The following is a 25,016-nucleotide window of genomic DNA, read 5'->3' as shown; positions in this document are numbered from 1 at the left end:
GCTCCGTGCCCTACGGATGTGATAGTTCTTTCGCTACCCACAGCGCAAGAATTTCGCGGGATATGACTGCGGACAAATTGTCAACAGATTTGCCGCGCCTGTTAACGAATTGGTTCCCGAAGTCGATCGACACGGACATAAAATTGTGCCCCGGTCCTAATTGGTCCGGGGCACAAGTCTTTCCGAAGAATGGGAACGTCAGTCGCCTCGGCGCACGGCTCCCAGGATCTGGGTCTCGCCCGGCGTGGTCACCAGGCGCAGCGGACGCCACAGGTTCTGGCCCAGCGCGATCACCTGGTCGTCCTTCAGCGTCGTCAGCTGGTGCGCCATCTGCGGCGGCAGCCGCCAGATCTGGCTCGCCAGCTGCGCCTGGCCGACCGGCAGCCGCTGGACCAGCACCAGGTCCGCCGAGGACGCGGTGCTCGTCGCCTGCGGGTGCAGGTAGGGGAGCACGTACATGGTCGTCTGCCACGGCGACCGCGGCGGGAACAGCTCCTGCGGCACGTGGCCGCCGTCGTGCACGACCAGCAGCGGCGCGTCCTCCGACGGCCTCGGCAGCTCGACGGGGCTGAGCCTGCGCAACTGCGCCAGCGGTGACGGCCTGCCGTCCTGGCCGGTGCCCGCGGCCCGCATGACCGCCTGCCACGCGGCGGGCCTGCCGGTCGCGATGGTGATCCACGCGCCGGTCGCCATCGCCCTCAGGGCCACCTGGCGGGCCAGGTAGAGGCCACCGACGACGACCATCCTGGTCGGCGCCGACCGCAGCACGGAGATCGTGAGCGGCTCGCCGTTCATGCCGGAGCCGAGCACCATGCCGCCGCGGTCGCCGCTGGGGCTGACCACGTCCAGCATCCCCGGCGAGACCAGGAACTCCGGCGCGATGCCCTTGCCGCGGCTCTGCGCGTCCAACAGCCGTGAACTGCTCATGCCACGCCTCCCAGCGGGAGCGTCGCCGCGAGGCCCGCGACCTGGAGGCCGCGCAACGGGGTGAGGGTGATGTCCAGCTTGTCGCTCAACGTCTTCAGGCGGTCGTCGGCCTTGTCCAGCTCGGTGGGCGTCCTGGCGCTCACGCGCACCAGCCCGCGCAGCCCGACCTGGCCGTCCTCGCTGCTCGGCGAGATCGACATGGACAGCGTCGACGACAGCGCGCGGACACCGGTCAGCGAGTTCAGGTTGTCCCGCATGCCCTTCGAGGGCCAGCCGGTGATCGCGTAGCTGGCGTGACCAACGCCACCCACCGTCACGCCGGACCACTTCTCCCGCAGCGTCACGGGGTTCGTGCCCGCAGCGGCGGCCGACAGCTCGGCGGCCGAGATGCCCGCGCGGATCAGCTCGTCCGGGTCGAGCGGGCGGATCGTCACACCGGCCGACTCCAGGGCGTTGCGGACGCGGGACAGCGCACCGATCAGCGCGCGGTGCGCACCGACCACGCCGCCGCCGCGCTCCCGGATCGCCGCGGCGCAGCGGCGGGGGTCGAGGCGGACCGCGATCCACGTGGTGCGCCGGGCCACGGCGGGCAGCGGGCCGAGCACCTCCAGGTACGACGCCAGCGCCGGTGAACCGGGCGGCAGCGCCGCGCTGCCGGGGTAGCAGTGCCAGATCACCGAGATGGCGTCGAGCACCACACCGCGGTCTTCGAGGCACGGGGCGAGCGCGCCGAGCGGCAGGCTGGGCGCGCTGCCCACCGGCGAGATCAGGCCGGGCGCCGGGTCGACCAGCAGCACGGCCGTCCACGCGCCCTGGTGCCACGCGAGGCCCAGCGGCCTGCGCTCGTGGTCCTGGCCGTGCGCGACGACCAGGTCCGGCACGGCCAGGCGCAGCAGCGCGACGCGCGGGTCCTCCGGGCCGATGACCGAGGTCTCCTCCTCCGACGGGGGTTTCATCTCCGTCGGGGTGTCCCGCTTGGCGGTGCGGCTGTGCGAGCGGAACTTGTAGCGGGCCGTCAGGCCGATCCACTGGGTCAGCCAGCGCCCGCGCCTGCGCGCGAACGCGAGGACCAGCGCGACGAAGGCGATGCCGCCCGCGACGTACACCAGGCCGAGGTCGATCGCCAGCAGCACGAGACCGATCGCGATGCCGACCTCCAGCACCACCAGGTTGGCGACCGGCAGCGCGCCGAGGCTCGCGCCCGTCGCGCGGCGCCGTGCCCGACCGGCGGGACGGGCGGCGGCCGGAGGCCCAGCGGGCTTGCCCTGCTGCGGCGGTGGCGGCCCCGACGGGCGAGCCGTGCCGGGATTGGGCGGGCCCGGATGTGGAGTGGTCACGGACATCCGTTCTGGTCTCTTTCGCCTCGGTGTTCGGTGCGCCTCGGACTGCGAGGAAGATGTCCTCGGGAGGTGTTCGGGTCAGGTCTTGTCAACCGGCCCACGGAGCAACCCCCATCGGGATATCCTGCCGAACCGTACCGCGACTGGGAGAGCAGCGAGCCGAGAATGGCATCAACACCCACCACCAAGTCACAGGTCCAGGCATATCGCTTCGTGCTGCGCCGGATGCAGTCGGCCCTGGTGCGCAGAGACGCCGTCATGCTCCACGACCCGATGCGGAACCACTCCCGCGCCACGCTGGTGGGCGTGGTCCTCGCCGCCGTCGGCATGATCGGGTTCCTGATCTGGGGCCTGTTCTCGCCCGACCCCAAGCTCGACGACCAGACGCAGATCGTCATGAGCAAGGAGAGCGGCCAGATCTACGTGGTCCGCCAGGCGCCGCAGAAGCAGCTCATCCCGGTCTTCAACCTCGCGTCGGCGCGACTGCTCCTGCTCGGTGAGTCCAACCCGGACAAGGGGCAGATGGGGCAGGGCGGCGGGGACGCCGCCGCGACCCCGGCGTCGGTCGCGGGCGGCGAACTCAAGATCGTCAGCGAGAAGGCGCTCGCCAAGTACCCCAAGGGCAGGCTGACCGGGATCGTCGACGCCCCGGACATGCTGCCCGGCAGCACGGACCAGCGGATCGGCGCCGAGTGGTCGGTCTGCGACCAGACGACCCTCGACCGCTCCCAGAACGACCCCGAGGCCAACACCAAGTTCACGACCACCGTCCTCGCGGGGATCTCGGGCGGCGGCAAGAAGCTCGACGGCAACCGCGCGGTGCTGGTGACGACGGACAAGACCAGCAAGAAGGCGTTCCTGGTCTACAAGCGGCCCGACAACAGCAGCCTCACGTCGACCAGCACGGTGCGCGCCCCCGTCGACCTCTCGGACGTGAAGCTCGTCAACGCGCTGAACCTCCAGGGCAAGACGCCCCGCCCGATCAGCGCGGGTGTGCTCAACGCCATCCCGCAGGTCGGCGACCTCAAGGCCCCCGACATCCCCGACCAGGGCACGCCCGTGGAGTACGTCCAGGGCGGCGTCGTGGTGGGCGACATCCTCGCGGCGCACCGCACCGGCGAGAAGGACGTCTTCTACGTGGCCCTGAAGGAGGGCATGCAGGAGGTCCCGGTCGCCGTGGCCGACATGATCCGGTTCGCCATCCGGGGCGGTGACTCCAAGCCGAAGGAGATCGTCCTCTCCCAGGTGAACAAGGTCGTCTCGATCCTGAACCTGGAGAACTACCCGACCGAGATCCCGCAGGTCGTCGACCTGAACGAGGACAACGTCGTGATGTGCCTCGGCTGGCGCGCGGACAACGTGACCGCGGACAACAAGTCCGAGCACACCGAGGTCACCCTCGCCCCCACGCTGCCGGGCAACAGCAACCTGGTCCCGGTGCGGATCAACCAGGTCGGCGCCACCGGCGAGGTCGTCAGCCAGTTCGTCATGGCCGAGGGCAAGGTGGGTGTGGTGCGCAGCACGACGTCCATCGAGAACTTCGGCAGCGGCCCGATCCAGCTGATCACCGGTCGCGGGGTGAAGTACGGCATCCCGGACACCACCACCAGCGGCGGACTCGGTCTCGGCAAGGACGGCTTCATGCCCGCTCCCGCCAACATCGTCGGCCTGCTCCCGGACGGTCCTCAGCTCAACCGCAACGACGCCGCCCGCAGCTACGACTCCGTGCCCGCGCCGAAGGGCGTGCTGCCGGAGGACACGACCAAGCAGAACACCGAGGGCGGCTGACCCGGCGGGAACCGCGACGAGCCCGGCGGCGTCCGAGCGGGTGGTGCACGCTGGTCGCCGGGGAGGCACGCGATGAGTGACGTGGTACGACGGCTGGGCAGCGGCGGAGGCGCTCCGCCGAGCTCGGGCGGCATCTCGGTCGACGCGCGGTGGCTGGAGCTGTACGCCGAGCGCGTCGACGACGCCGCCGAGGAGCTGGCGAACGCCCGTGCGGAGCTGCGGGCCGATCCGCTGCGCCCGCAGAGCTTCGGCGAGATCGGCAGGACCCTGCGCAGCGCGGAGGCCTACGGCCGGGCGGCCGGGCTGCTCCAGCAGCAGCTCGACCGCGCCTGCGAGGTGCTGGCGGCCGCGGGCAAGGGCCTCCACGAGGTCGCGGGCCACTACGGCGGTGCCCAGGACGAAGCCGTGCAGCAGATCAAGAAGGCCGACCGCCGGTAGGGGAAGCACATGCGAGGCAAGGACGGACGGCAGATCGAGTCGGAGGTCGGGGCCGAACTCGACTACCTGTCGCAGATCAGCCGCCGCCTCGGCGTCGCGGACCTGGTCGAGGACTACTTCGCGCCCGTCGTCGGCGACTGGAACGACCTCCACGACGAGGCCGAGCGCTGGCGCGCGGCGGGCAAGGCCGCGGAGGCCGTGACGAAGGACCTGCTGAAACCGTTGGGGCGCTTGGATTCCGCGTGGCAGGGCGCGTCGGCGGACTCCTTCGTGGAGCACATGCGGAAGGTCGGGCTCGCCGGTCACGACATGACCGACGTGATGACCGCGATGGGCGACGCGCTCGACGAGACCGCCGAGGGCATCCGCGGGATCGTGCAGGACATGTCCCACGTGTTCCAGGACACCGCCGACGTGGTGTCCGGCGCGGCCGGGCTGCCGCTGGACGGCGACGCGCGGATCATCGGGCACCTGGACGAGCTGCGTGAACCGGCGAAGGAGATGTACGAGTCGGTCCGCGACGTCCTGGAGGCGTTCGGCAGGCTGTGCGAGGGCTTGAGCGGTGCCGACGCCGAGTTCGCCGGGCCGACGATGGACCACCGGTACCCGGAGGAGAACTGGGCGTTCGCCGAGCCGACGAGGCCCGTCGACACCCCGAGGACGACACCCGCGCCGTCCGGCGGTGGAGCCGAGGCGCCCGCTCCCGCAGCGGCCGGTGGCGGTTCGCTGAGCGGCACCCTGCCGACCGGTGGTGGCTCCGTGGGCGGCGGTTCGGTCGGTGGTGGCTCGGTGGGCGGTGGTTCGGTGGGCGGCGGCGTGGGGAGCGCCCCCGCTGCGGCCCAGCAGGGCCCCACGGAGTCCGGCGGGTACACGGCGGTGCAGGAACCCCGCCCCGTGGACTCCGGCGCCACCCGGCCCGCCGCGGCCGTCGCGGGAGGCGGGGGCGGTGCGGCCTCCGGCGGCCAGCCGGTGGGCGGCGCCATGATGGGCGGCGCCCCGATGGGCGCGGGCGGGCAGCAGGGCGGCGACAAGGAGCACAGGTCCAAGGTCCGGCTCGCCGGTTCCGCGGAGGACGTGCTCGGCAAGCCGAAGAAGACCGCGCCGCCCGTGCTGGGCACGGACTAGTCCACCTGGGACCGCTGCGGGACCGGACGGTGCTCGGGAGGCCGAGGAGGACCGTGCCGCGCGTGCTGGGGACGGACCAGTCCACCTGGGACCGCTGCGGGTGGGGGTGTCGGTGCTCGGCAGGCCGAGGAAGACCGCGCCGCCCGTGCTGGGGACGGACCAGTCCACCTGGGACCGGCGCGGGACCGGACGTCGGAAGGGGCGGTGCCCGGCGGGTCGAACCGCCGGGCACCGCCCCTTCACCGTCCTGGTGGGATCAGCCGCGGCGGACCGCGGACCGCGCCCGGTTCCGGCCCGTGGTGTGCACCACGAACAGGGTCAGCAGCAGCAGCCCGACGCCGATCCCCGTGCCGGACAGCGCGACCACGAGCCGCGTGTTGTCCTTGTGCAGCCCCGGACCGAGGTCGGTGATCAGCGGTGCGCTCTGCGGGACCACCGCGCCCTCCTTCTCGGCGGGCAGCTCCGACGTCAGCGCGGCGATCGGGTTGATCATCCCGGCGCCGACCTTGTGGTCGCGGCCGGTCGGGTTGCCGGGGTGCTGGGCGGTGGACGTGAGGCGGTCCATCACCTGCCGCGCGGTCAGGTTCGGGAACTTCTCGCGGACCAGCGCCGCGACGCCCGCCACGTACGGCGAGGCGAACGAGGTGCCCTGGATCGTCGTGAGCTTCCCCTGCTCGTCGGCGTTCGCGTTGGTCAGGCCGGTGCCCTTGGGGTCGATGGTGGTGATGTCCTCGCCGGGAGCGGCGATGCTCACCCACGGGCCCCACACGCTGAACGCCGAGGACTCGCCGTCCTTGTTGATCGACGCCACCGACAGCACGTCCTCGCTGTACCAGGGCGGGGACGCGATCACCTTCACGGTGTCCGGGTTCTGGTTGTCGTTCTGGTCCTTGCAGCCCGTCCCGTCGGTGCCGATGTTGCCCGCGGCGGTGACGATGACGACGTCCATCTGGTTCACGGCCCAGTCGATGGCCGCCTGGAGCTTCCGCTCGCCCGCGCTCGGGGCCTTGGGGGAGTCGCACGAGGTCAGCGAGATGTTGATGACCTTCGCGCCCTTGTCGACGGCCCGCACGATCGCCTGCGCCAGCGTCGTCACCTTGCCCGCGGACTTCCGCACGTCGGCACCGGTCGGGTCCTTGAACTCGTACCGGTCGCTGGTCTGCCGGATCGCCAGGACCTGCGCGTCGGGAGCGGCGCCGACGAAGCCGGTGTCCGGGTCCTTGCTGGCCGCCGCGACCCCGGCGACCTCGGTGCCGTGGCCGTCGCAGTCGGTCGTGCCGTTCTCCGCCGTCACGACGTAGTCGCCGCCCGCCTCCACGCGACCCTTCAGCCGGGGGTGCTCCTCGACCCCGGTGTCGATGATCGCGATCTTCACGCCCTTGCCGGTGGCGAACTCGTGCGCCTCCTCCAGCCGCAGCAGCATCTGCGCGCGCGGCTTGGGGATGACCGAGCGGTTGCCGGTGTTGGAGGCGATGCAGGCCTTGTTCGTCCGCGTGTAGGTCACGTCGGCCTTGGGCTCGGTCGGCCGGTCGAGCAGGCTCTTGTCGACCGGTGGCGGCACCGAGTTCGGTTCGGTCTGCGCGACCGCCGCTGGACCGGGCGCGAGCGGCCCGGTGGCGAGCAGCAACGCGACGGCCGTGGCGGCGGCTGCCTTCTTGACGGTCCGGGAAACACGCATGGTGTCGGCGTCCTCGCGGGTCAGGGCGCGATGAGTTGGCGCATCACGATGTAGAGGTCCATCACGGCGAGCGCGAGCGGCAGCACGGAGGCGATGAGGATCCCCTCCAGCACGTCCACCGTGCGGCGGAGCACCGGCGAGAACTTCTGGTTGGGGAAGATCACGCCGAGCACCAGCGCGCTCGCCGCGACGACGACCAGCGCGCCGAACACGTACAGCAGCCGGGTCGTCGGGGTGGCGTCCATCATCCAGCCGAGCAGCACGCCCGCGCCCGCGACCATGCCGCTGGCGAGCAGGGCGACGGCCTGGGCGCCGTTGGCGTAGGCCCGGCCGCGCAGCAGCAGCACGAGGGTCACGACGCCCGCGAGCAGCGGGCCCCAGACCGTGCCGTCGGAGGCGGCGATCACGGCGGCGACGGCCGTGACCACGCCGCTGCCGATGATCATGCCGGTCATGTACTCGTGCGCCGTGGCCGTGCGCCGCTCGATGACGGCGTACTCCGGGAAGCCGGTGTCCTCCTTGAGGTCCTCCGCGCTGCCCGGCACGACCGGCAGCGGCAGCTTCGCCAGCTGGATCGTGATCCTGGGCAGCACCGACAGCGCCGCGAGCGACACCGCGGCGGTCGCGGCGGCGATGCCCGGCGACGGGTGCGCGATCAGCGACGCGAAGAGGAAGGCGATGGCCCCGAGGCCCGCGGCCGTCGCGGCGGCCACGAACACCGTGATGCCCTGCCCGATGAGCAGGATCGCGGCCGACGCGAAGATCAGCACCAGCACGCTGCCCAGCAGCAGGTTCGGCCTGCCGAGCGCGCCCGGCACGATGTAGAGGCCGGACACGAACGACATCGGCAGCGCGCCCGCGGCGGCGATCAGCACGCCCGTGTCGACCGCGCTGTAGGAGCGGGCCACGACCGCGCCCGCGGCGAGCGCCGCGATGGCCGTGACACCGGCGGTGATGGCGACGGGGAGGCTGCTGCCGCCCGCCATGCTGCCCGCCATCAGCAGCGCCACCGCGGCGGCGATCATCGCGAGCGCGCCCGCGATGTGGCCGTAGCGGCGGGCGGTGTCCTTCGTCCACGGCCGGAAGCTGTCCGGGTTGGACTCCGCGATGGCGTCCACCACGTCGTCGAACAGCGGCGGCGGCGGGTTCTCGTTCCGCCTGCGCAGTTGGAGCAGGTCACCGTCGACGACGCCGAGCGAGGCCAGCGTGCGGCCGGGGTCGAGGGGGCTGTCGCCCAACCTCGCCAGGCACCAGCCGCCGTGCCGCACACCGCCGTCCGGAGTCGCCTCCTTGGCCATGTCCAGCAGCATCGGCAGCAGGTCGGCCACCGCCACGTCGGCAGGCAGCGCGACGTCGATGCGCGTTCGCGGCGCAACCACCGTCACCCGGCTGAACACCGTCGTACCGGTTGCCACCAGTACCTCCTGAGTTTCTGTTTCGCTCGTTGCGCCGAACGGACACACCGGTCCGGCGAGCGACCCTAGTATGGCCGCACCGGTCACGTGCGCACCGGCGGTTCGGGGGAACACGCGCGACCGGGTTTTCCGTCGACCCGATTCGGCTTCCCCGAGTGGTGCGCCATAGTGTCGGTCACGTGCTGGTGGCGCCCCCGTCGAGCGGAGCGGGAACGCGTCGAGGGGTTGTTCGACACACGACTTGAAGAGGTGCCTGTCCGGTGAGCACGCTGCAGTTCAAGCGAACGCCACGCCTCGCTGCCCCACGCCCGCCCGGCGGTGAGGTGCACCTCGAACCACCGCCCGAGGTGCCGAGGATCATCCCCGGCAACATCATGATGAAGGCGCTGCCGGCCGTCATGATCGTGTCGTCGCTCGGGATGATGGCGCTGATGTTCAGCACCGGGTCGAGGGCGCCCGCCGCCATGATCATGCCCGGCATGATGATGATCTCGACCATCGGCATGATGGCCGGCGGCATGGGCAGCGGCAAGGGCCAGAAGAAGGCCGAGATGAACGAGGACCGCAAGGACTACCTGCGGTACCTCGGCCAGATGCGGGACCGCGCCCGCGAGGCGGCCGACGAGCAGCGCGCGGAGCGCGAGTGGGTCCACCCCGACCCGCAGATGCTGTGGTCCCTCGCCACCACCCGCCGCATGTGGGAGCGCCGCCAGAACGACCCCGACTTCTGCCACCTGCGCGCGGGCCGCGGCTCGCAGCGGCTGGCCACCCGGCTCGTGCCGCCGCAGACCGGCCCCGTCGAGGAGCTGGAGCCGATCGCCACGCTGGCGCTGCGCCGCTTCGTGCGCGCCCACTCGCTCGTGCCCGAGCTGCCGATCTCCATCGCGCTGCGCGGGTTCGCCGCGGTCGGCCTGATCGGCGACACCGAGGTCAAGCGCGGCCTGGCCCGCGCGCTGCTGGCCCAGCTCGCCACGTTCCACTGCCCGGACGACCTGCTGATCGCCGTCGTCACCACCGGCCGCACCAAGGCCCAGTGGGAGTGGGCGAAGTGGCTGCCGCACGTGCAGCACCCGACGATCGTCGACGGCATCGGCCAGATGCGGATGATGGCGGGCTCGCTCGCCGAGGTCGAGCAGATGCTGGACGAGCAGCTCCGCGACCGCCAGCGGTTCACCCGCAACGCGCCGCCGCCCGCCGACCAGCCGCACGTCGTGATCGTGATCGACGACGGCGACGTGACCCGCGAGGAGCAGATCCTCCTCGAGGAGGGCCTCGTCGGCGTGACGCTGCTCGACCTGTCGGAGTCGCTGGGCAACCTGACCGCCCGCCGCGGCCTGCGCCTGGTGATCGAGGACGACAAGCTCGGCGCCCGCAGCGCCAGCGGCGTCGAGTGGTTCGGCCGCCCGGACTGGCTGTCCGTGGTCGAGGCCGAGGCGCTGGCCCGCCGCCTCTCGCCGTACCGGGTCGGCGGCGTCGACACCGGTGGCAGCGAGGAGGACCCGCTGTCGATGAGCAACAACCCGCCGCTGCTGGAGTTCCTCAACATCCCCGGCGACCCGATGACGTTCGACGTGCAGCAGGCGTGGCGGCCCCGGCCGGTGCGCGACCGCTACCGGGTGCCGTTCGGCATCGGCGAGTTCGGGCAGCAGGTCGAGCTGGACATCAAGGAATCCGCGATGGAGGGCATGGGTCCGCACGGCCTGTGCATCGGCGCGACCGGGTCCGGCAAGTCGGAGTTCCTGCGCACGCTCGTGCTGGGCATGCTGGCCACGCACTCGTCGACCTCGCTCAACATGATCCTCGTCGACTTCAAGGGTGGCGCGACCTTCCTCGGCCTGGACAAGGCGCCGCACGTCGCCGCGACCATCACCAACCTCGCGGGCGACCTGACGCTGGTCGACCGCATGAAGGACGCCATCGCGGGCGAGGTGTCCCGCCGCCAGGAGGTGCTGGCGAAGGGCAACTACAAGAACGTCTGGGACTACGAGAAGGCCCGTGAGAACGGCGCCGACCTCGACCCGCTGCCCGCGCTGTTCATCTGCATCGACGAGTTCTCCGAGATGCTGACGGCGAAGCCGGACTTCATCGACATCTTCCTCCAGATCGGGCGGGTCGGCCGCTCGCTCCAGATCCACATGCTGCTCGCCTCGCAGCGCCTCGAAGAGGGCAAGCTGCGCGGCCTGGACACGTTCCTGTCCTACCGGATCGGTCTGAAGACGTTCTCCGCGGCGGAGTCGCGCGCGGCGATCGGCGTGCCCGACGCGTACGAGCTGCCGCCCATCCCCGGCTCCGGCTACCTGGGCATCCAGGGGTCGCCGCTGGTCCGCTTCAAGGCCCTCTACGTGTCCGGCCCGTACCGGCCCGCCGGTCTCCAGGCCGCGGGCCCGACCTCCGCGGTCAGCGGTGACAAGCGCCCCCGCTACTTCGTGCCGGACTACATCGAGATCCCCAAGGAGCCGATCCGGCCCGTGCAGCCGGTCGTCGAGGAGAAGAAGGAGGACAGCAACGAGCCGAGCCAGCTCGAGGTCATCGTCAACAAGCTCGTCGGCCAGGGTCCTCCCGCGCACGAGGTGTGGCTGCCCCCGCTGAACGAGCCGCCGTCGCTGGACACGATGCTGCCCCCGTTGCAGCCCACCGAGGACCGCGGGCTCACCGCGCCCGGCTTCGTCACCAACGGCAAGCTCCAGGTCGCCATCGGCGTCGTGGACAAGCCGTTCGAACAGCGCCGCGACCTGCTGTGGGCGGACTTCTCCGGTGCCGCGGGCCACGGCGCGATCGTCGGCGGTCCGCAGTCGGGCAAGTCGATGATGCTGCGCACGTTCATCACGTCGATGGCGCTCACGCACACCCCGCAGGAGGTGCAGTTCTACTGCCTCGACCTCGGTGGTGGCACGCTCGCCGCGCTGGAGCGGATGCCGCACGTCGGTGGCTTCGCCAGCAGGCTCGACGTGGACAAGGCTCGCCGCATGGTCGCCGAGCTGTCCGGTCTGATCTCCGAGCGCGAGCAGCGGTTCCGCGCGCAGGGCATCGACTCCATGGTCGAGTTCCGCAACCGCAAGCGGCGCGGCGAGATCAAGGACGACGCCTTCGGCGACGCGTTCCTCGTCGTGGACGGCTGGATGAACTTCCGCCAGGAGTTCGAGACCCTCGAACCGCTGGTGCAGCAGCTCGCGGCGCAGGGCCTGTCCTACGGCGTGCACGTCGTCATCGCCGCCAACCGCTGGGCCGAGATCCGGCCCGCCATGAAGGACCTCCTCGGCACCAGGTTCGAGCTGCGGCTCGGTGACCCGTCGGAGTCCGACGTGGACCGCAAGGTCGCCGTGAACGTCCCGCCCGGCAGGCCCGGTCGTGGCCTGTCGCCGCAGAAGCTGCACTTCCTCACCGCGCTGCCCCGCATCGACGCCTCGTCGGACCCGACGAACGTCGCCGCGGGCATCGCGGACCTGATCGGCAAGGTCACGCAGGCCTGGCGCGGCCCGCACGCCCCTGCCGTCCGCCTGCTGCCCGACCTGCTGCCGTACCCGCAGCTCATCGCCCAGGCCGACCAGGTGAGGCCGAACCGCGGCCACATGGTCCCGATCGGCGTGGACGAGGACGAGCTGGCCCCGGTCTACCTCGACTTCGACAACGACCCGCACTTCATGTCGCTGGCCGACGGCGAGTCCGGCAAGACCGGCATGCTCCGCGCGATCGTGCGCGGCATCATGACGCAGTACACGTCGTCCGAGGCCCTGATCCTGCTGGTCGACTACCGCCGCACGATGCTCGGCTTCATCGACACCGACCACCTGCTCAGCTACGCCGTCTCGTCGGCGCAGCTGGTCGACCTGGTCAAGGACGTCCGCGGGTCGATGGTCGGCAGGCTCCCCGGCCCCGACGTCACGCAGGACCAGCTCCGCAACCGGTCGTGGTGGAAGGGCCCCGAGCTGTTCGTCGTGGTCGACGACTACGACCTCGTGGCCCCCCAGGGCGGCCAGAACCCGCTCCAGCCGCTCGCGGAGTTCATCCCCCAGGCCAAGGACGTCGGTCTCCACATCGTCGTCGTCCGCCGCATGGGTGGCGCCTCGCGCGCCATGTTCGACCCGATCATCGGCAAGCTGAAGGAGATCGCCTCGCCGTTCATGATCGGTAGCGGCTCCAAGGAGGAGGGCAACCTCGTGGGCAACCTCAAGGCCTCCCCCCAGCCCCCCGGCCGCGGCACGCTGGTCACCCGCAAGAACGGCCAGCAGCGCATCCAGTTCGCCTGGGTGGACCCGGAGTAGCCCGTCCCGCGCACGTCGGAGGGCCCGCGGCGCACGCCGCGGGCCCTCCGCCTTCGCCGACCGGTCGGACCCCGGCTTCCGGTGACCGGCGTTTCCGCCGGTGGCATCGCCGCCGAGGTGGGCGACCCCGTCCCCGCCAGGCCGCTCGCACCGCGGTCACGCGCCCCGCGGGGTGCGCATATGCTGGATTTTCGCGACCCCCGGAGGTGGCCCCGCGGTGTCGGGGAGGCCGTGGACCGTCCGGTCGCCGGGGCCGAACGACGGGTGCCACCGCGGTCGTGCGTTTCCGCGGGGGAGGTGCCGTGTTCGTCGGGTTCGAGGTCGTCCGCCGCGCCGGGCACCCCCTGAACGGCCGGGTTGTGCCACGTCGTCCGGCCGCATCGGGTATGCATGTGTCGCCCGGCTGTCCTGCCGGATGAGGGGATTCGGATGAGCTTGCACGTCGCGGTCGACTTCGGCACGTCCAGCACCTGCGTCGCGCTCTCGGTGCACGGGCGGGAGCCGCAGGTCGTCGTGTTCGACGGCCAGCCGCTGGTGCCGTCCGCCGTGTTCGCCGCCGCCGACGGGACGCTGTTCGTGGGGCACGAGGCGGAGCGGCAGGCCGCCGTGGACCCGTCTCGGTACGAGCCGAACCCGAAGCGGCGGATCGACGACGGCGAACTGCTGCTGGGCACGAGCGTGCTGCGGGTGTCCGACGTCGTTCGGGCCGTGCTGACCCGCGCGGTGGGCGAGGCGCGGCGGGTGGCGGGCGGGATGCCGGTCGACCTGCTCGTGCTCACCCACCCGGCCGACTGGGGGGCGGTGCGGACCCGCGTGCTGCTCCAGGCGGCGAACGGGCTCGCGGGCGAGGTGCGGCTGGTGCCCGAGCCGGTGGCCGCCGCGGTCTTCCACTCCGCGGGCCACGCCATGGCCGAGGGCTCGACGCTGGCCGTGCTCGACCTCGGGGCGGGCACGGTCGACGCGACGGTCATCAGCCGCCAGGGCGGCGCGTTCCGGGTGCTGGCCACCAAGGGCGACCAGAGCTTCGGCGGCGCGGACGTCGACCAGATGCTGCTCGAACACCTCGGCTCCCAGGTGCCGCCCGCCGACCGCGACGGGTGGCGGCAGCTCGTGGAGGGCCAGGCGCTGGCCGACCGGCGCCGCCGCCGGGTGCTCCGGCAGGACGTGCGCGGCGCCAAGGAGACGCTGTCCCGCCACGCCTACACCGACGTGCCCATGCCGCCGCCGTTCCCCGACGCTCACGTCACGCGCGGTGACCTGGAACGGCTGATCAGCGCGCCGCTCAACCGGGCCGTCGCGCTGGTGCTCGGCGCCGTGCGCAACACCGGCCTGAACCCCCGTCAGCTGGCCGGGATCTTCCTGGTGGGCGGGTCCAGCCGCATCCCGATGGTGGCCAGGCTGGTCATGGAGCAGTCCGGCGTGGTGCCGACGAGCATCGACCAGCCGGAGACCGTGGTCGCCCGCGGCGCGCTGCGGGCGGTGCACGTGGAGCAGGCCAAGCAGCAGGCGCCCGCGCCGCCGGAGGACAGCACCCGCAAGATCACCCGGCGGATCGGGGCGGCCGAGACGTACCGGGGCGCGTTTCCCCCGACGCCTGCTCCGGGATTTCCCCAACAACCGCAGTTCCCCGTGGTGAAGGTTCCGGCAAAACGCCGGTCGCGCGTTCCGCTGTTCATCGGATCGGCCGTTCTGCTCGTCGTGGCAATAGGCGCGTCCGTCGCATATGCGATCAACAGCGGTGGTACGCCGAATGCCGGGAATCCGAGCACCTCGTCGAGCGCACCCGCAGGCAAGCAGATAGCGATGTACGACTACAGCTTCACCGCCCCCGCGGAATGGGAGCAGAGCGGTGGCGATTCCACGGCGCGAAAGGTGCAGTTGCGCCCGGTCGGTGGTGATTCCACGAAGGAGGTCATCGCCGTTCAGGAGCAAAAACTCACCTACGACGCCTCGGCCGACCGCGACCGGGCCGTCGGTGAACTGCGGACCCAGTACGACAGCGCCAAGAACCTCGCCGATTTCACCCCGTCGACCCGCTTCGCCGACAAGGATGTCGTTTACTACCGGGAACGGCCGCAGGGCCTGACCATCGACTGGTACATCGTGCTGAAGGGTGACGCGCAGGTCAGCGTCGGCTGCCAGTACACGCCCTCGGGCGAGGAACGGGTGCGCGCGGCGTGCGAGCAGGTGGTCAGGACGATGGACGTGACCAGTTGACCCAGCAGGAGGGCTCGGCATGACCTCGGAAGCGTTTGCCAGGTTCCGCGCGGACCTCGCGGCGGCGGTCACGAGAGGTCGTCGGGCCGCGTCCGAGGCCGGGGTGCGCAACGGAGCCGCTCGCGGCCGCAACCGCGAACTGGCTGATCAGGCGAAGGCGAAGCAGGCGGCACCGGGCCAGCGGGCGACGTCCCCGGACGTGCGCCGGGTCGCGAACGGGTTCCGCGAGGAGCGCGGGCTGCCGGTCGAGCGGCTCCCGGACGAGGCCGAGCTGTTTGCTCCTGAAAAGACCGCGAACGCTAATGCAAATGTTTCCCCGATCACTCCGGGGCCCCGTCCGGCACCCGGTCCGAGGGGGCAACTTCCCCGTTCAGGTGACGATGACGAGGACTTTTCGCAAGGGCAAATCCTCTACTGACCGCGGCGGGTTCCCCCTGCGACCGTTCACTAGAGCAACTGTTTCCGGCGAAGTCGCGACAGGACGGAACCGGCATGGCACTGTGTCCGTCGTAGGGGCAGTACAAGCCGAGAACGTACAGCCCGGCACCATCTATCAAGGGGGCTTTTCCCAATGGCAGGTTTCTCTACTGGCAGCGAAGAACTCCTGACCGCGGGTCGGGACATCGTCAGCACTGGCGAAGAGATCGACGGCATTCTGAAGAACCTCAACGGCATCATCGACGCGATTGGTGGCACCTGGAAGGGTGCGGCCAAGGACGCCTTCGACATGCTGAACCAGCGGTTCGACGAGGACGCCATCAAGCTGAACCAGGCTCTGAAGGAGATCGCCGAGCAGGTGACCGGAACGGCCACCGCGTACCTCCAGTCGCAGGAGGACCAGGCGCAGGCGATCAGCCAGGTCACGTCGCGCCTCGGCGGCTGACGCTGCTTTCCGGCTCGCTTTCTTCTCGCTCGGTTCAGCTCGCTTCAGAATAGAATTTGGGGAAAACAGTGGACATCAAGATCGATTTCGGCAGCATGGACGCACTCGCCAGTGACATCGGGAACCAGGCGAGCACCCTCCAGAGCACCCTCGAGAACCTGAAGTCGCGCATCGACCCGGTCATCGCCCAGTGGGAGGGTTCCACCAGTGGCGCGTACCAGGCGTCGCAGAACAAGTGGAACCAGGCGGCCGAGGACCTCCAGCAGGTGCTCGCGCAGATCGGCACCGCCGTCCGCGCCGCGGGCGAGGCCTTCCAGCAGGGTGAGCAGCAGAACACGGCCCGCTGGGGCTAGGAACACCTGTCACCCAGCGTGACCTCGCGGGCCCCGGAACCCATGGGTTCCGGGGCCCGCGCACGTTCAGACCGCCGGTTGGCGGGGGCCGTTTTGACCCGGCCACGACCCAACCGGTATCTTCCTACGTTGTTGTGCGGTATCCGGTGCGACATTGCGCGCCGCGTGTGTTCTGGTCCACTTGCCCAGCTCGTTCTCGAGGGGCAATCCGGCCTGGAGCAGCCGCCGCAATGTCCACCAGACGCAAGTGACGACGAGGTAGATCCGTGCGCACGTACAGCCCGAAGGCCGGCGAGGTGACCCGCGCCTGGCATGTGATCGACGCCCAGGACGTGGTGCTCGGTCGGCTCGCCACCCAGGCCGCGACGCTGCTGCGCGGCAAGCACAAGCCGACTTACGCCCCGCATGTCGACACTGGCGACTTCGTCGTCATCATCAATGCTGACAAGGTTGCCCTCACCGGCAACAAGCGGGACCAGGAGTTCGTCTACCGCCACAGCGGTCACCCGGGCGGTCTGCGCAAGCAGTCGTTCGGTGAGGTGCTTGACACCCGCGCTGACCGGCTCGTCGAGAAGGCCATCAAGGGCATGCTGCCCAAGAACCGCCTCGGCAGCGTGATCGGCAGCAAGCTGAAGGTCTACAGCGGCCCTGAGCACCCCCACGCAGCGCAGCAGCCGCAGCCCTTCGAGATCACCAAGATCGCCCAGTGACCGGCGACGAGCACACCGAGGAAGTCACTGTGACCACCCCTGAGAACGAAGTCGAGGCCGTCGAGACCGACGCCGTCGACGCCGTTGAGGCCGACGACGCCACCGAGGTCGACGCCGTCGACACCGAGGTCGAGGCTGTCGAGACCGACGTCGACGAGGACGAGGACGAGGCCGCCGCGCCCGTCGTCAAGCACTCGCTGAACGGTGCCCACCACCTCGCGCAGACCGTTGGTCGGCGCAAGGAGGCCATCGTCCGCGTGCGGCTCGTGCCCGGCACCGGCAAGTTCACGCTCAACGGCAAGAGCCTGGAGCAGTACTTCCCCAACAAGGTGCACCAGCAGCTCATCCGTGAGCCCCTGGTCACCACGGAGAAGCCCGAGACGTTCGACGTGCTCGCCACCCTGCGCGGCGGCGGCACCACCGGCCAGGCCGGTGCGCTCCGCCTCGCCATCGCGCGTGCGCTGATCGCGATCGACATCGAGGACCGCCCGGTCCTCAAGAAGGCCGGCTTCCTCACCCGTGACCCGCGGGTCAAGGAGCGCAAGAAGTACGGTCTGAAGAAGGCCCGCAAGGCGCCCCAGTACAGCAAGCGCTGATCGAGCCTTCACCCAGCTTTACCCTGCGGGAGCAGCCAGTTCTTCACCGAACTGCTGCTCCCGCAGTGCTTTCCGGCCCCTTTTGCTGTGCGGTTGATCACGGAGGACCCTCGGATCATGGCTCGCCTGTTCGGCACCGACGGAGTACGCGGTCTCGCCAATGCGGACCTCACCCCCGAACTGGCACTGTCCGTGGCCGCGGCCGCGGCGCGGGTGCTCGCCGAGCACGATCGGAGCCACCGCCCGGTGGCCCTGGTCGGTCGTGATCCACGGGCGAGCGGCGAGATGCTGGAGGCCGCGGTCGTCGCTGGCCTCAGCTCCGCGGGCGCGGACGTGCTCCGCGTCGGCGTGCTGCCGACGCCCGCCGTCGCGTTCCTGGTCGCCGCGCTCGGCGCGGACGTCGGCGTGATGATCTCCGCGTCGCACAACGCCATGCCGGACAACGGGATCAAGCTGTTCGCCGCGGGCGGCCACAAGCTCCCGGACTCGGTCGAGGACGAGATCGAGCAGAAGATGCTCACCCACGACGGCCGCCCCACGGGTGCCGCCATCGGTCGGGTCCGCGACGTCGAGGACGCCGAGGTCCAGTACGTCGAGCACCTGCTCAAGATCACCCCGCACCGCCTCGAAGGCATCAAGGTCGTCGTGGACTGCGCGAACGGGGCCGCCTCGATCGCCGCGCCGGACGCCTACCGCCGCGCGGGGGCCGAGGTCGTGGAGATCAACTCCACTCCGGACGGTCTGAACATCAACGACAACTGCGGTTCGACGCACCTCGACGTGGTGCGCGCCGCGGTCCTCGAACACGGTGCCGACCTGGGCATCGCCCACGACGGCGACGCCGACCGCTGCCTCGCCGTGGACGCCCAGGGCAACGAGGTCGACGGCGACCAGATCATGGCCGTCATCGCCGTCGCGATGCGCGACGCGGGCGAGCTGACCGACAACACGCTGGTGGCGACGGTGATGAGCAACCTCGGGCTGCACATCGCCATGCGGGAGCAGGGCATCGCGCTCCGCACGACCGGGGTGGGCGACCGGTACGTGCTGGAGGAGCTGCGGGCCGGTGGCTTCGCCCTCGGCGGCGAGCAGTCCGGCCACGTCGTGCTCCCGGCGCACGCCACCACCGGCGACGGCCTGCTGACCGCGCTGCGCCTGATGGCGCGGATGGCGGAGACCGGCAGGTCGCTGGCCGAGCTGGCGGGCGTGATGAGCAGGCTCCCGCAGGTGCTGATCAACGTCCGGGTGTCGGACAAGGCCGTGGTGGCGAAGGACACGTCGGTCAACGACGCCGTCGCCGAGGTGACCGCCGAACTGGGCGACGCGGGCCGCGTGCTGCTGCGCCCGTCGGGCACCGAGCAGCTCGTCCGGGTGATGGTCGAGGCCACCAGCCACGAAGCCGCCGAGTCCGCTGCGCGCAGGCTCGCCGGTGTGGTTTCCTCGGTCCACTGATCCGGAGTCGGGGGCGCGGGCATGGTCAATCTGGTCTTGGGTTTCATCGTCGGTCTCGCCGTGGGTGGGGGTGGCGTCTTCGCCATCACCAAGGCCAAGGCCAAGCAGGGGTTCACCCCGAACCAGGGCTACCCGCCCCCCACCCAGGGCTACCCGCCGAACCAGGGCTTCCCGCAGGGCCCGCCTCCTCCCGCGGGCCAGTTCCCGCCCCAGCAGCAACAGCAGCAGCGGCCGCCCCAGCAGTGGTGACCCGCTGCGCACCGCGCGTGGCGGCTGTTTACTAAGGCAACCGACTGGTCCAACCGGCCTCTCCCGGGCTGGTGGCCTGGGAGTCTTGTGCGGAACCCGGAGGGGCATGGCCGCGTCTCACCGGGGACTTCAGGGGAGGCAGGAGCACATGGCGGGTTTTCAGGCCAACGCGGGCGAGATGATGTCGTCGGCGACCACGATCCAGGGTGTGGCGTCCGACGTCGAGGAGTACAAGGCGAAGGTCACGGCCAGTGCGGTCGGGCCCAGCGACTTCGGCAGGGCGCACACGGCGGGCGGGTCCCGCTACCTCGCCGGGCTGCCCAAGGTCGCCGAGGCCGTCGCCGCCCACTCCGCCGCCCTGAAGGGCCTCGCCGACAAGCTCCGCAACTCCGCCAACGGCTACGACTGGTCCGACACGGCGAACGCGCAGAACCTCGCCAACACCGGGGGCAAGTGATGGCCACCCCGTCCTGGGACGACGTCAAGTCCGTCGTCGACAACCCCGCGGTGTCCTACGAGGACAAGAAGGCGCTCCTCGAGGCCTACTACGCGAACGACGTCAAGACCGACATCACCGGCACCCACAACGACGAGCTCGAGGAGTACCTCGACGACTACGACATCTCGTGGGGCGACGGGCAGTGGCAGGCCACCAAGGACTCCATGCCGTGGGCGGACAGCTCGGAAGACCGGCTGAACAACGCCTACGACAAGGGCAAGAAGGCCGCCGACGCGGGTGACGCGCGCAACGCCCAGCACGAGAAGGACAAGAAGGCCGGGCAGGACGCGCTGGACGCGTCGAACCAGCGCGCGTCCGACGGCGGTGCCGGTGTCGCCAACTCGAACGAGCTGCTGGACGCGGGCGCGCCGGGCCTCAAGTACTTCGAGAACTTCCTGCCGGTCTACGAGTACGCGAAGAAGATCATCGACGGCGGCAAGGTCAACACCGACGTCGGCAAGATGCGCGAGCGCTACGACGAGCAGCGCGACATCAACTTCCACAAGATCGACATCGACATCGTCGAGCTGCGCCAGGTCGCCCAGGACTCCCGCGACCGCCAGGGCGACGCCGAGAAGTCGATGAGCAAGCTCTGGTCCGGTTGGGACGGCAAGGCCGCCGACGCCTCCCGCGCGTTCGTGACGGGCATGTCGCAGAAGGCCGCCACCCACGCCGACGCCATCGACCACATCTCCGAGGTCACCAGGGCCGCGTGCCACACCGTGTCCGGTCTGGTGAACGCCAAGGCCAGGACGGTCCTCGAAGGCGTGCGCAACGTCAACGACATCGCGGGCCTGAGCCCCGACCAGATCAAGGAGGTCGTGGACGGCTGCACCGCCGAGGACGAGGCGAAGCTGCGCCGCGTCGCCGGGTTCGTGAACTACACGATCGACGACAGCTGCGGCGACGGCGACGAGTGGAAGCGACTCGTCCGCGACGAGGCGAACAAGTGGATCCGCAGCACGTTCAAGGCCGATGTGGACGGCAAGTGGCAGGTGTTCGACACCATCTGCACGACCACGAAGGACTCCGTCGACAAGGCCTGGGAAGAGCTGGGCAAGCAGATCGACGCGTTCAACACCAAGCCGTTCGACCCGCCGAAGCAGGAGACCCCGGCGGAGAAGCCGGGCGAGAACGGCAACGGCAACAACGGGAACTCGGGCAACACCGGGAACACCGGCACGGGCAGCACGGGCAGCGGCAGCACCGGCACGGGAAGCAGTGGCACGGGCGGCAGCGGGACCGGCGGCAGCGGCACCGGGTCGCCCCCGCCGACGCCCGCCGTCCCGGAGATGCCGAAGCCGGAGAACCCGCTCGACAAGGACGGCGACGGCAAGCCCGACGACGCCAACGGCGACGGGAAGCCGGACGACGCGAACGGTGACGGGAAGCCGGACGACGCGAACGGTGACGGCAAGCCGGACACCCCGGGGGGCGAGGGCGGCAAGCCGGGCGAGGAGAAGAACCCGGAGAGCGTCACGATCACCAGTGGCGCCAACGAGATCAAGGTCACCGAGCCGGACGCCCGCGGGCACGTGAAGGTGACCGTCGACACGCCGAACGCGCCGCCGAAGACCTACGACCTCGACTTCAGCAAGAACCCGGACGCCGCCAAGGCCCTGATGGGCCAGAACGGCGCCGCGGGCCTCGCGCAGGCCCTCTCGGGCCAGGGCGGCGGCACGGGCCAGGCCGGTGCGGGCCCCGTGCCCGGCTCGGGCCTGACGCCCGGCAGCGCACCCGCTCCTGGCGGTGGGGCGATCCCGATCGAGGCGGGTGCCGACGGCAAGGCCGTGATCGAGGCGGACGGCCTGTCCATCACCGCCGAGGTCGACCCGCTGACCGGTGAGATCAGCCTCACCGTCGACGACGGCGAGGGCGAGCCGCAGCAGTACGGCGTCGAGTTCGGCGAGGACGAGCCCGAGGGCGGCGGCCTCGCGGGTGGCGGACCGGCCGACGGGGGCAGGCCCGACGTCAGCGCGATGCCCGCCTTCACCGACGGCGAGCAGGGCTTCAGCACCATGCCCGCGTTCGCCGACGGCGGCCAGGGCGGGGGCACCGACGCGGCGTTCGGCCGGGACCTCGGTGGCCAGGGCTTCGCGGAGCCCGCGTTCGCGGACGCGGGTGGCCAGGGCCTCGGCGGGCAGGGGTTCACGGAGCCGGGGTTCGCGCCTGCTCCCGGTGAGCCGGGCCTCGGTGGGCAGGGCTTCACCGAGCCGGGGTTCGCGCCGGGTCTCGGTGACCAGGGCTTCAGCGGGCAGGGCTTCACGGAGCCGGGGCTCGCGCAGGGCTTCTCCGGGCAGGGCTTCACCGAGCCCAGCTTCAGCGACCAGGGCTTCGCCCAGCAGGGTTTCGCGCAGCAGGGCTTCACCGAACCGCAGGCGGCGCAGCCCGCCGGGTTCTCCGCGCCCGGCTTCGCCCAGCCGGGAGCCGACCCGGTGTTCCGGGAGCCGTCCCAGGACGGCACCACGTCCACGTCGGGTGCCTCGGCCCTGGGCGGTGGCGGTTTCGACCGCGCCGACTCGGTGCTCGGTCCGCAGGCCCCGACGTCCACGCCGGACCCCGCGATCGGCCCGCAGATCCCCGGCGCCTCGGCCGACCCCATGTGGGGTCCGCCCGCGCCGACCGGTGAGGCGGGTCTCGCCGACACGAGGGCGTCCCAGGCGGGCGAGCCCGGTTCGGCCTCCCTGCCGTCCATGCAGGACGGTGCGCACCCCGGCCAGACCGGCGGCGGCATGATGGGCGGCGGGATGATGGGCGGCGCACCCATGGGCGGTGGCGGCCAGCAGCAGGGCGGCGGCGACACGGAACGGGGTGCGAGCCAGTGGCGCACGACCGGTTCGCTGTTCGACGACGACGCCACCCTCGGCCGCGTGCAGGGCGCGCTCGGGGAGGAGAACGCACGATGACCGGGGTGAGGGCCGATGGCTGAGTTCGAGTCGTTGGAGAGCGTCAAGCGGAAGTTCGAGGGGATCAGGTCCGAGCACTCGGCGCGGATGGAGCTGGCGAGCCGCAAGTTCGAGGAGACGGACAAGGCCACCGCCCAGAGCCACAAGGAGTTCGTCGACAAGTCGAAGCGACTCGTCGACCGCTTGCGCGAGATGGCGAAGGCCCAGCGGGAGAACGCGGCCAAGAAGAAGCCGAGCGAACTCGCCTTCGGCATCGAGGACGACGAGCAGGGGCCGGACGAGTTCGCCGACCAGCTCGCCGCCGCGGAGCGCGCCAGGCTGGCCGCCGCGTCCCAGACGGCGGAGGGCTCGTTCCTCCAGGGCGCGCCGCCCGCGGCCCCGAGCCGGTGGGGCAGGGAGCAGCAGCCCGCCCCCGAACCGGTCGCCCAGGCCCCGGTGCGGCCACCGCTGCCGCCGCCGACCCGGCGGCCCGCGCAGCGTCCCGCCTCCGACGACGATGACGACTTCGGCAACGCGAGCTACCTCACGTGACGAGAAGGCCTCCCCGCCGCGGCGGGGAGGCCTTCTCCGTGCTCAGCGGTGCGGAGGTCCGGGAGGCGGACCGTAGCCGGGCGCCGGGGGTCCGTGACCGGTGGGCGGCTGTCCCGGTCCCTGCTGCTGTCCCGGTCCCTGCGGCGGACCCCACGCCCCCTGGCCCTGCTGCCCGTAGCCCTGGGGCGGTCCGTAGCCGGGCTGCTGGGGGCCGGGCGGCCCGTACCCCGGCGCTCCGGCGGGGCGGGGCGCACCCCGCAGCGCGCCCATCGCGGGCGGCAGCACGGTCAGGAGCGAGGCGAGGACGCCGAGGACGACGGCGGTCAGCTGGGAGCCGTCCACGCTGACCCCGGTGAAGCCGAAGTAGTTCTTGTAGACGATCTCCAGCACCAGCGGCGCGACGGCGAGGAGCGCACCCGCCCAGATCAGCGGCACGGCCGCCACCTTGCGCGCCACCAGCAGCACGGCGGCGAAGCCGAAGAGCAGCACGGGCAGGAACTGGGTCCACTCGGCGGCGGTGCTGAGCAGCGCCAGCGTGTCGGGGTCGCCGCCGGTGGCCTTCATCTGCACGTCGACGAGCTGGGGGTTGGTGTCGACCTCGTCGGCGTGCAGCACGCTGATCAGACCGAGCACGGCCCACAGGAGCGCCACTCCGGCCGCGGCGACCGCGCCGATCACGACGAAGGCCATGTTCCCGGCGCGCGGCGGTGGTCCGTGGCCCGGTGGGGGTTGTTGCTGTCCTGGCATCACGGGCTCGACGGTAGCGGGTCGTCCGACCGACCACCCCCGGCTTCGCGCAGGTCTACCTGGTCAGTGCCGGGCGCGGGCCAGCGCGGCGCGCTGGTAGGTCAGGGCGGCGCCCTTGACGTCGTTGTCCAGCAGCGCGTCGTAGGTCTTGTCGCCGGTCAGCGTCCGCAGCAGGAACGCGGTGGTGAACGCCTTCGCGAGCTTGTTCGCGGCGCGTTCCCCCTTGCCGTCCAGCATGAGCTCGCTCCAGTGCCTGCCCTCGGCGAACCCGAGGTGGCCCACCTTCGGCAGGGTGCGCACCTGCACCGGCCCGAGCCAGGCCTCCGCGATGGCCTCGGAGTGGCCGACGGGCGGGGCGATGCGGTCCTCGCCCGCGGCGAGGTGCAGCCCCGGCACGGTGACGCGGCGCGCGGCGTCCAGGGCGGACGGTCGGGTCTCGGTGGCGGCCAACGTGATCACCGCGCGGACGCGCTCGTCGTCGGCGGCGGCCAGCACGGCGGCGCCACCGCCGAGCGAGTGGCCCGCGACGGCGAGCTTGGCCGGGTCGACGCTGATGTCGCCGTCGCCGAGCCGGACGCCCGAGCAGATGTCCAGGGTCGTGCGGAGGTTCGCGGCGTGCAGCCGCGCGGACAGCAGAGGGCCGCGCTGGGTGTTCGGCGCGGCGGCGACGATGCCCCACGACGCGAGGTGGCGGAGCAGGCCGACGTAGCGGCCGACGGGTTGGAGCCAGCCGTGGCCGAACGCCACGGCGGGCAGCCCGAGGCCGGACGCGGGCGTGAACACCGCCCCTGGCAGCCCGACGAGTGCCAGCTCGCCCCGCAGCACCTCGTGCTTTCCGGGCTTGCTGAGCTGGTCCAACGCCTGCTTCGCCGAGTAGCCGCTCACCCCTGGAACCGTAGT

At 71.3% G+C, this 25,016-nt stretch carries 21 protein-coding genes; 15 read left to right on the top strand and 6 right to left on the bottom strand.

The genetic code is table 11. The features are described from left to right. Positions 1-198: 198 nt before the first annotated feature. Complete coding sequence (locus AC156L_RS18270) at positions 199-927, bottom strand: hypothetical protein (RefSeq protein WP_330879563.1); 729 nt, start codon at positions 925-927, stop codon at positions 199-201. Next, entirely contained in the window at positions 924-2,270 is a 1,347-nt protein-coding gene (gene eccE / locus AC156L_RS18265; RefSeq protein WP_330879562.1) for a type VII secretion protein EccE, read from the bottom strand. Before eccE ends, AC156L_RS18270 begins: the two co-directional genes overlap by 4 nt. Positions 2,271-2,432: 162 nt before the next feature. Here eccE and eccB point away from each other — a divergent pair, with 162 nt between their 5' ends. The 3 genes from eccB to AC156L_RS18250 all read left to right on the top strand — a co-directional run bounded on the left by eccB (position 2,433) and on the right by AC156L_RS18250 (position 5,618). Beyond that, complete coding sequence (gene eccB, locus AC156L_RS18260; protein WP_330879561.1) at positions 2,433-4,055, top strand: type VII secretion protein EccB; 1,623 nt, start codon at positions 2,433-2,435, stop codon at positions 4,053-4,055. A 72-nt stretch (positions 4,056-4,127) separates the two neighbouring features. Further along, a complete protein-coding gene (locus AC156L_RS18255; RefSeq protein WP_330879560.1) occupies positions 4,128-4,493 on the top strand; it encodes a hypothetical protein in 366 nt (121 codons plus the stop codon). Between the two features lie 9 nt (positions 4,494-4,502). Continuing rightward, complete coding sequence (locus AC156L_RS18250) at positions 4,503-5,618, top strand: WXG100 family type VII secretion target (protein WP_330879559.1); 1,116 nt, start codon at positions 4,503-4,505, stop codon at positions 5,616-5,618. Positions 5,619-5,874: 256 nt separating this feature from the next. Here the strand turns inward: AC156L_RS18250 and mycP are convergent, their stop codons facing one another. Both mycP and eccD read right to left on the bottom strand, forming a co-directional pair. Further along, entirely contained in the window at positions 5,875-7,296 is a 1,422-nt protein-coding gene (mycP, locus tag AC156L_RS18245) for a type VII secretion-associated serine protease mycosin (protein WP_330879558.1), read from the bottom strand. Positions 7,297-7,316: 20 nt separating this feature from the next. Next, a complete protein-coding gene (gene eccD / locus AC156L_RS18240) occupies positions 7,317-8,711 on the bottom strand; it encodes a type VII secretion integral membrane protein EccD (RefSeq protein WP_330879557.1) in 1,395 nt (464 codons plus the stop codon). A 260-nt stretch (positions 8,712-8,971) separates the two neighbouring features. On the opposite strand from eccD, the gene eccCa reads away from it, so the two are divergent. The 12 genes from eccCa (at position 8,972) to AC156L_RS18180 (ending at position 23,369) form a co-directional block, all read left to right on the top strand. Continuing rightward, a complete protein-coding gene (gene eccCa, locus AC156L_RS18235) occupies positions 8,972-12,973 on the top strand; it encodes a type VII secretion protein EccCa (protein ID WP_330879556.1) in 4,002 nt (1,333 codons plus the stop codon). Between the two features lie 429 nt (positions 12,974-13,402). Next, positions 13,403-15,190, top strand: coding sequence for a type VII secretion-associated protein (locus tag AC156L_RS18230; protein WP_330879555.1), 1,788 nt, complete (start codon positions 13,403-13,405; stop codon positions 15,188-15,190). A gap of 19 nt (positions 15,191-15,209) precedes the next feature. After that, positions 15,210-15,608: a hypothetical protein gene (locus tag AC156L_RS18225; protein WP_330879554.1), complete on the top strand. Its 399-nt coding sequence runs from the start codon at positions 15,210-15,212 to the stop codon at positions 15,606-15,608. A gap of 153 nt (positions 15,609-15,761) precedes the next feature. Further along, positions 15,762-16,073 (top strand): WXG100 family type VII secretion target, encoded by a 312-nt coding sequence (locus tag AC156L_RS18220; RefSeq protein ID WP_330879553.1) that lies wholly within the window; start codon positions 15,762-15,764, stop codon positions 16,071-16,073. A 68-nt stretch (positions 16,074-16,141) separates the two neighbouring features. Further along, a complete protein-coding gene (locus AC156L_RS18215; protein ID WP_330879552.1) occupies positions 16,142-16,426 on the top strand; it encodes a WXG100 family type VII secretion target in 285 nt (94 codons plus the stop codon). A 266-nt stretch (positions 16,427-16,692) separates the two neighbouring features. After that, the gene (gene rplM, locus AC156L_RS18210; RefSeq protein ID WP_259627787.1) at positions 16,693-17,136 is read left to right on the top strand and encodes a 50S ribosomal protein L13; all 444 of its coding nucleotides are present in this window, start codon (positions 16,693-16,695) and stop codon (positions 17,134-17,136) included. Positions 17,137-17,165: 29 nt separating this feature from the next. Continuing rightward, complete coding sequence (gene rpsI, locus AC156L_RS18205) at positions 17,166-17,732, top strand: 30S ribosomal protein S9 (protein WP_330879551.1); 567 nt, start codon at positions 17,166-17,168, stop codon at positions 17,730-17,732. A gap of 117 nt (positions 17,733-17,849) precedes the next feature. Continuing rightward, complete coding sequence (gene glmM, locus AC156L_RS18200) at positions 17,850-19,184, top strand: phosphoglucosamine mutase (RefSeq protein WP_330879550.1); 1,335 nt, start codon at positions 17,850-17,852, stop codon at positions 19,182-19,184. A 21-nt stretch (positions 19,185-19,205) separates the two neighbouring features. Beyond that, positions 19,206-19,433, top strand: a complete 228-nt coding sequence (locus AC156L_RS18195) for a hypothetical protein (RefSeq protein WP_330879549.1) — start codon at positions 19,206-19,208, stop codon at positions 19,431-19,433. Positions 19,434-19,581: 148 nt separating this feature from the next. Then, on the top strand, positions 19,582-19,890 hold the full coding sequence (locus AC156L_RS18190) for a type VII secretion target (protein ID WP_330879548.1): 309 nt from the start codon (positions 19,582-19,584) through the stop codon (positions 19,888-19,890). Further along, positions 19,890-22,838 carry a hypothetical protein gene (locus AC156L_RS18185; protein WP_330879547.1) on the top strand — a complete coding sequence of 983 codons (2,949 nt, stop codon included), beginning with the start codon at positions 19,890-19,892 and terminating at the stop codon, positions 22,836-22,838. Before AC156L_RS18190 ends, AC156L_RS18185 begins: the two co-directional genes overlap by 1 nt. Positions 22,839-22,853: 15 nt before the next feature. Further along, a complete protein-coding gene (locus tag AC156L_RS18180; protein WP_330879546.1) occupies positions 22,854-23,369 on the top strand; it encodes a hypothetical protein in 516 nt (171 codons plus the stop codon). 42 nt (positions 23,370-23,411) lie between these two features. On the opposite strand, the gene AC156L_RS18175 is transcribed toward AC156L_RS18180, so the two are convergent. Beyond that, on the bottom strand, positions 23,412-24,059 hold the full coding sequence (locus AC156L_RS18175) for a hypothetical protein (protein WP_484407046.1): 648 nt from the start codon (positions 24,057-24,059) through the stop codon (positions 23,412-23,414). A gap of 120 nt (positions 24,060-24,179) precedes the next feature. After that, a complete protein-coding gene (locus AC156L_RS18170; RefSeq protein WP_330879544.1) occupies positions 24,180-25,001 on the bottom strand; it encodes a dienelactone hydrolase family protein in 822 nt (273 codons plus the stop codon). Positions 25,002-25,016 lie beyond the last annotated feature (15 nt).

The sequence above is a fragment of the Umezawaea sp. genome (assembly GCF_057122925.1).
This window is presented reverse-complemented; position numbering and strand designations above follow the sequence as displayed.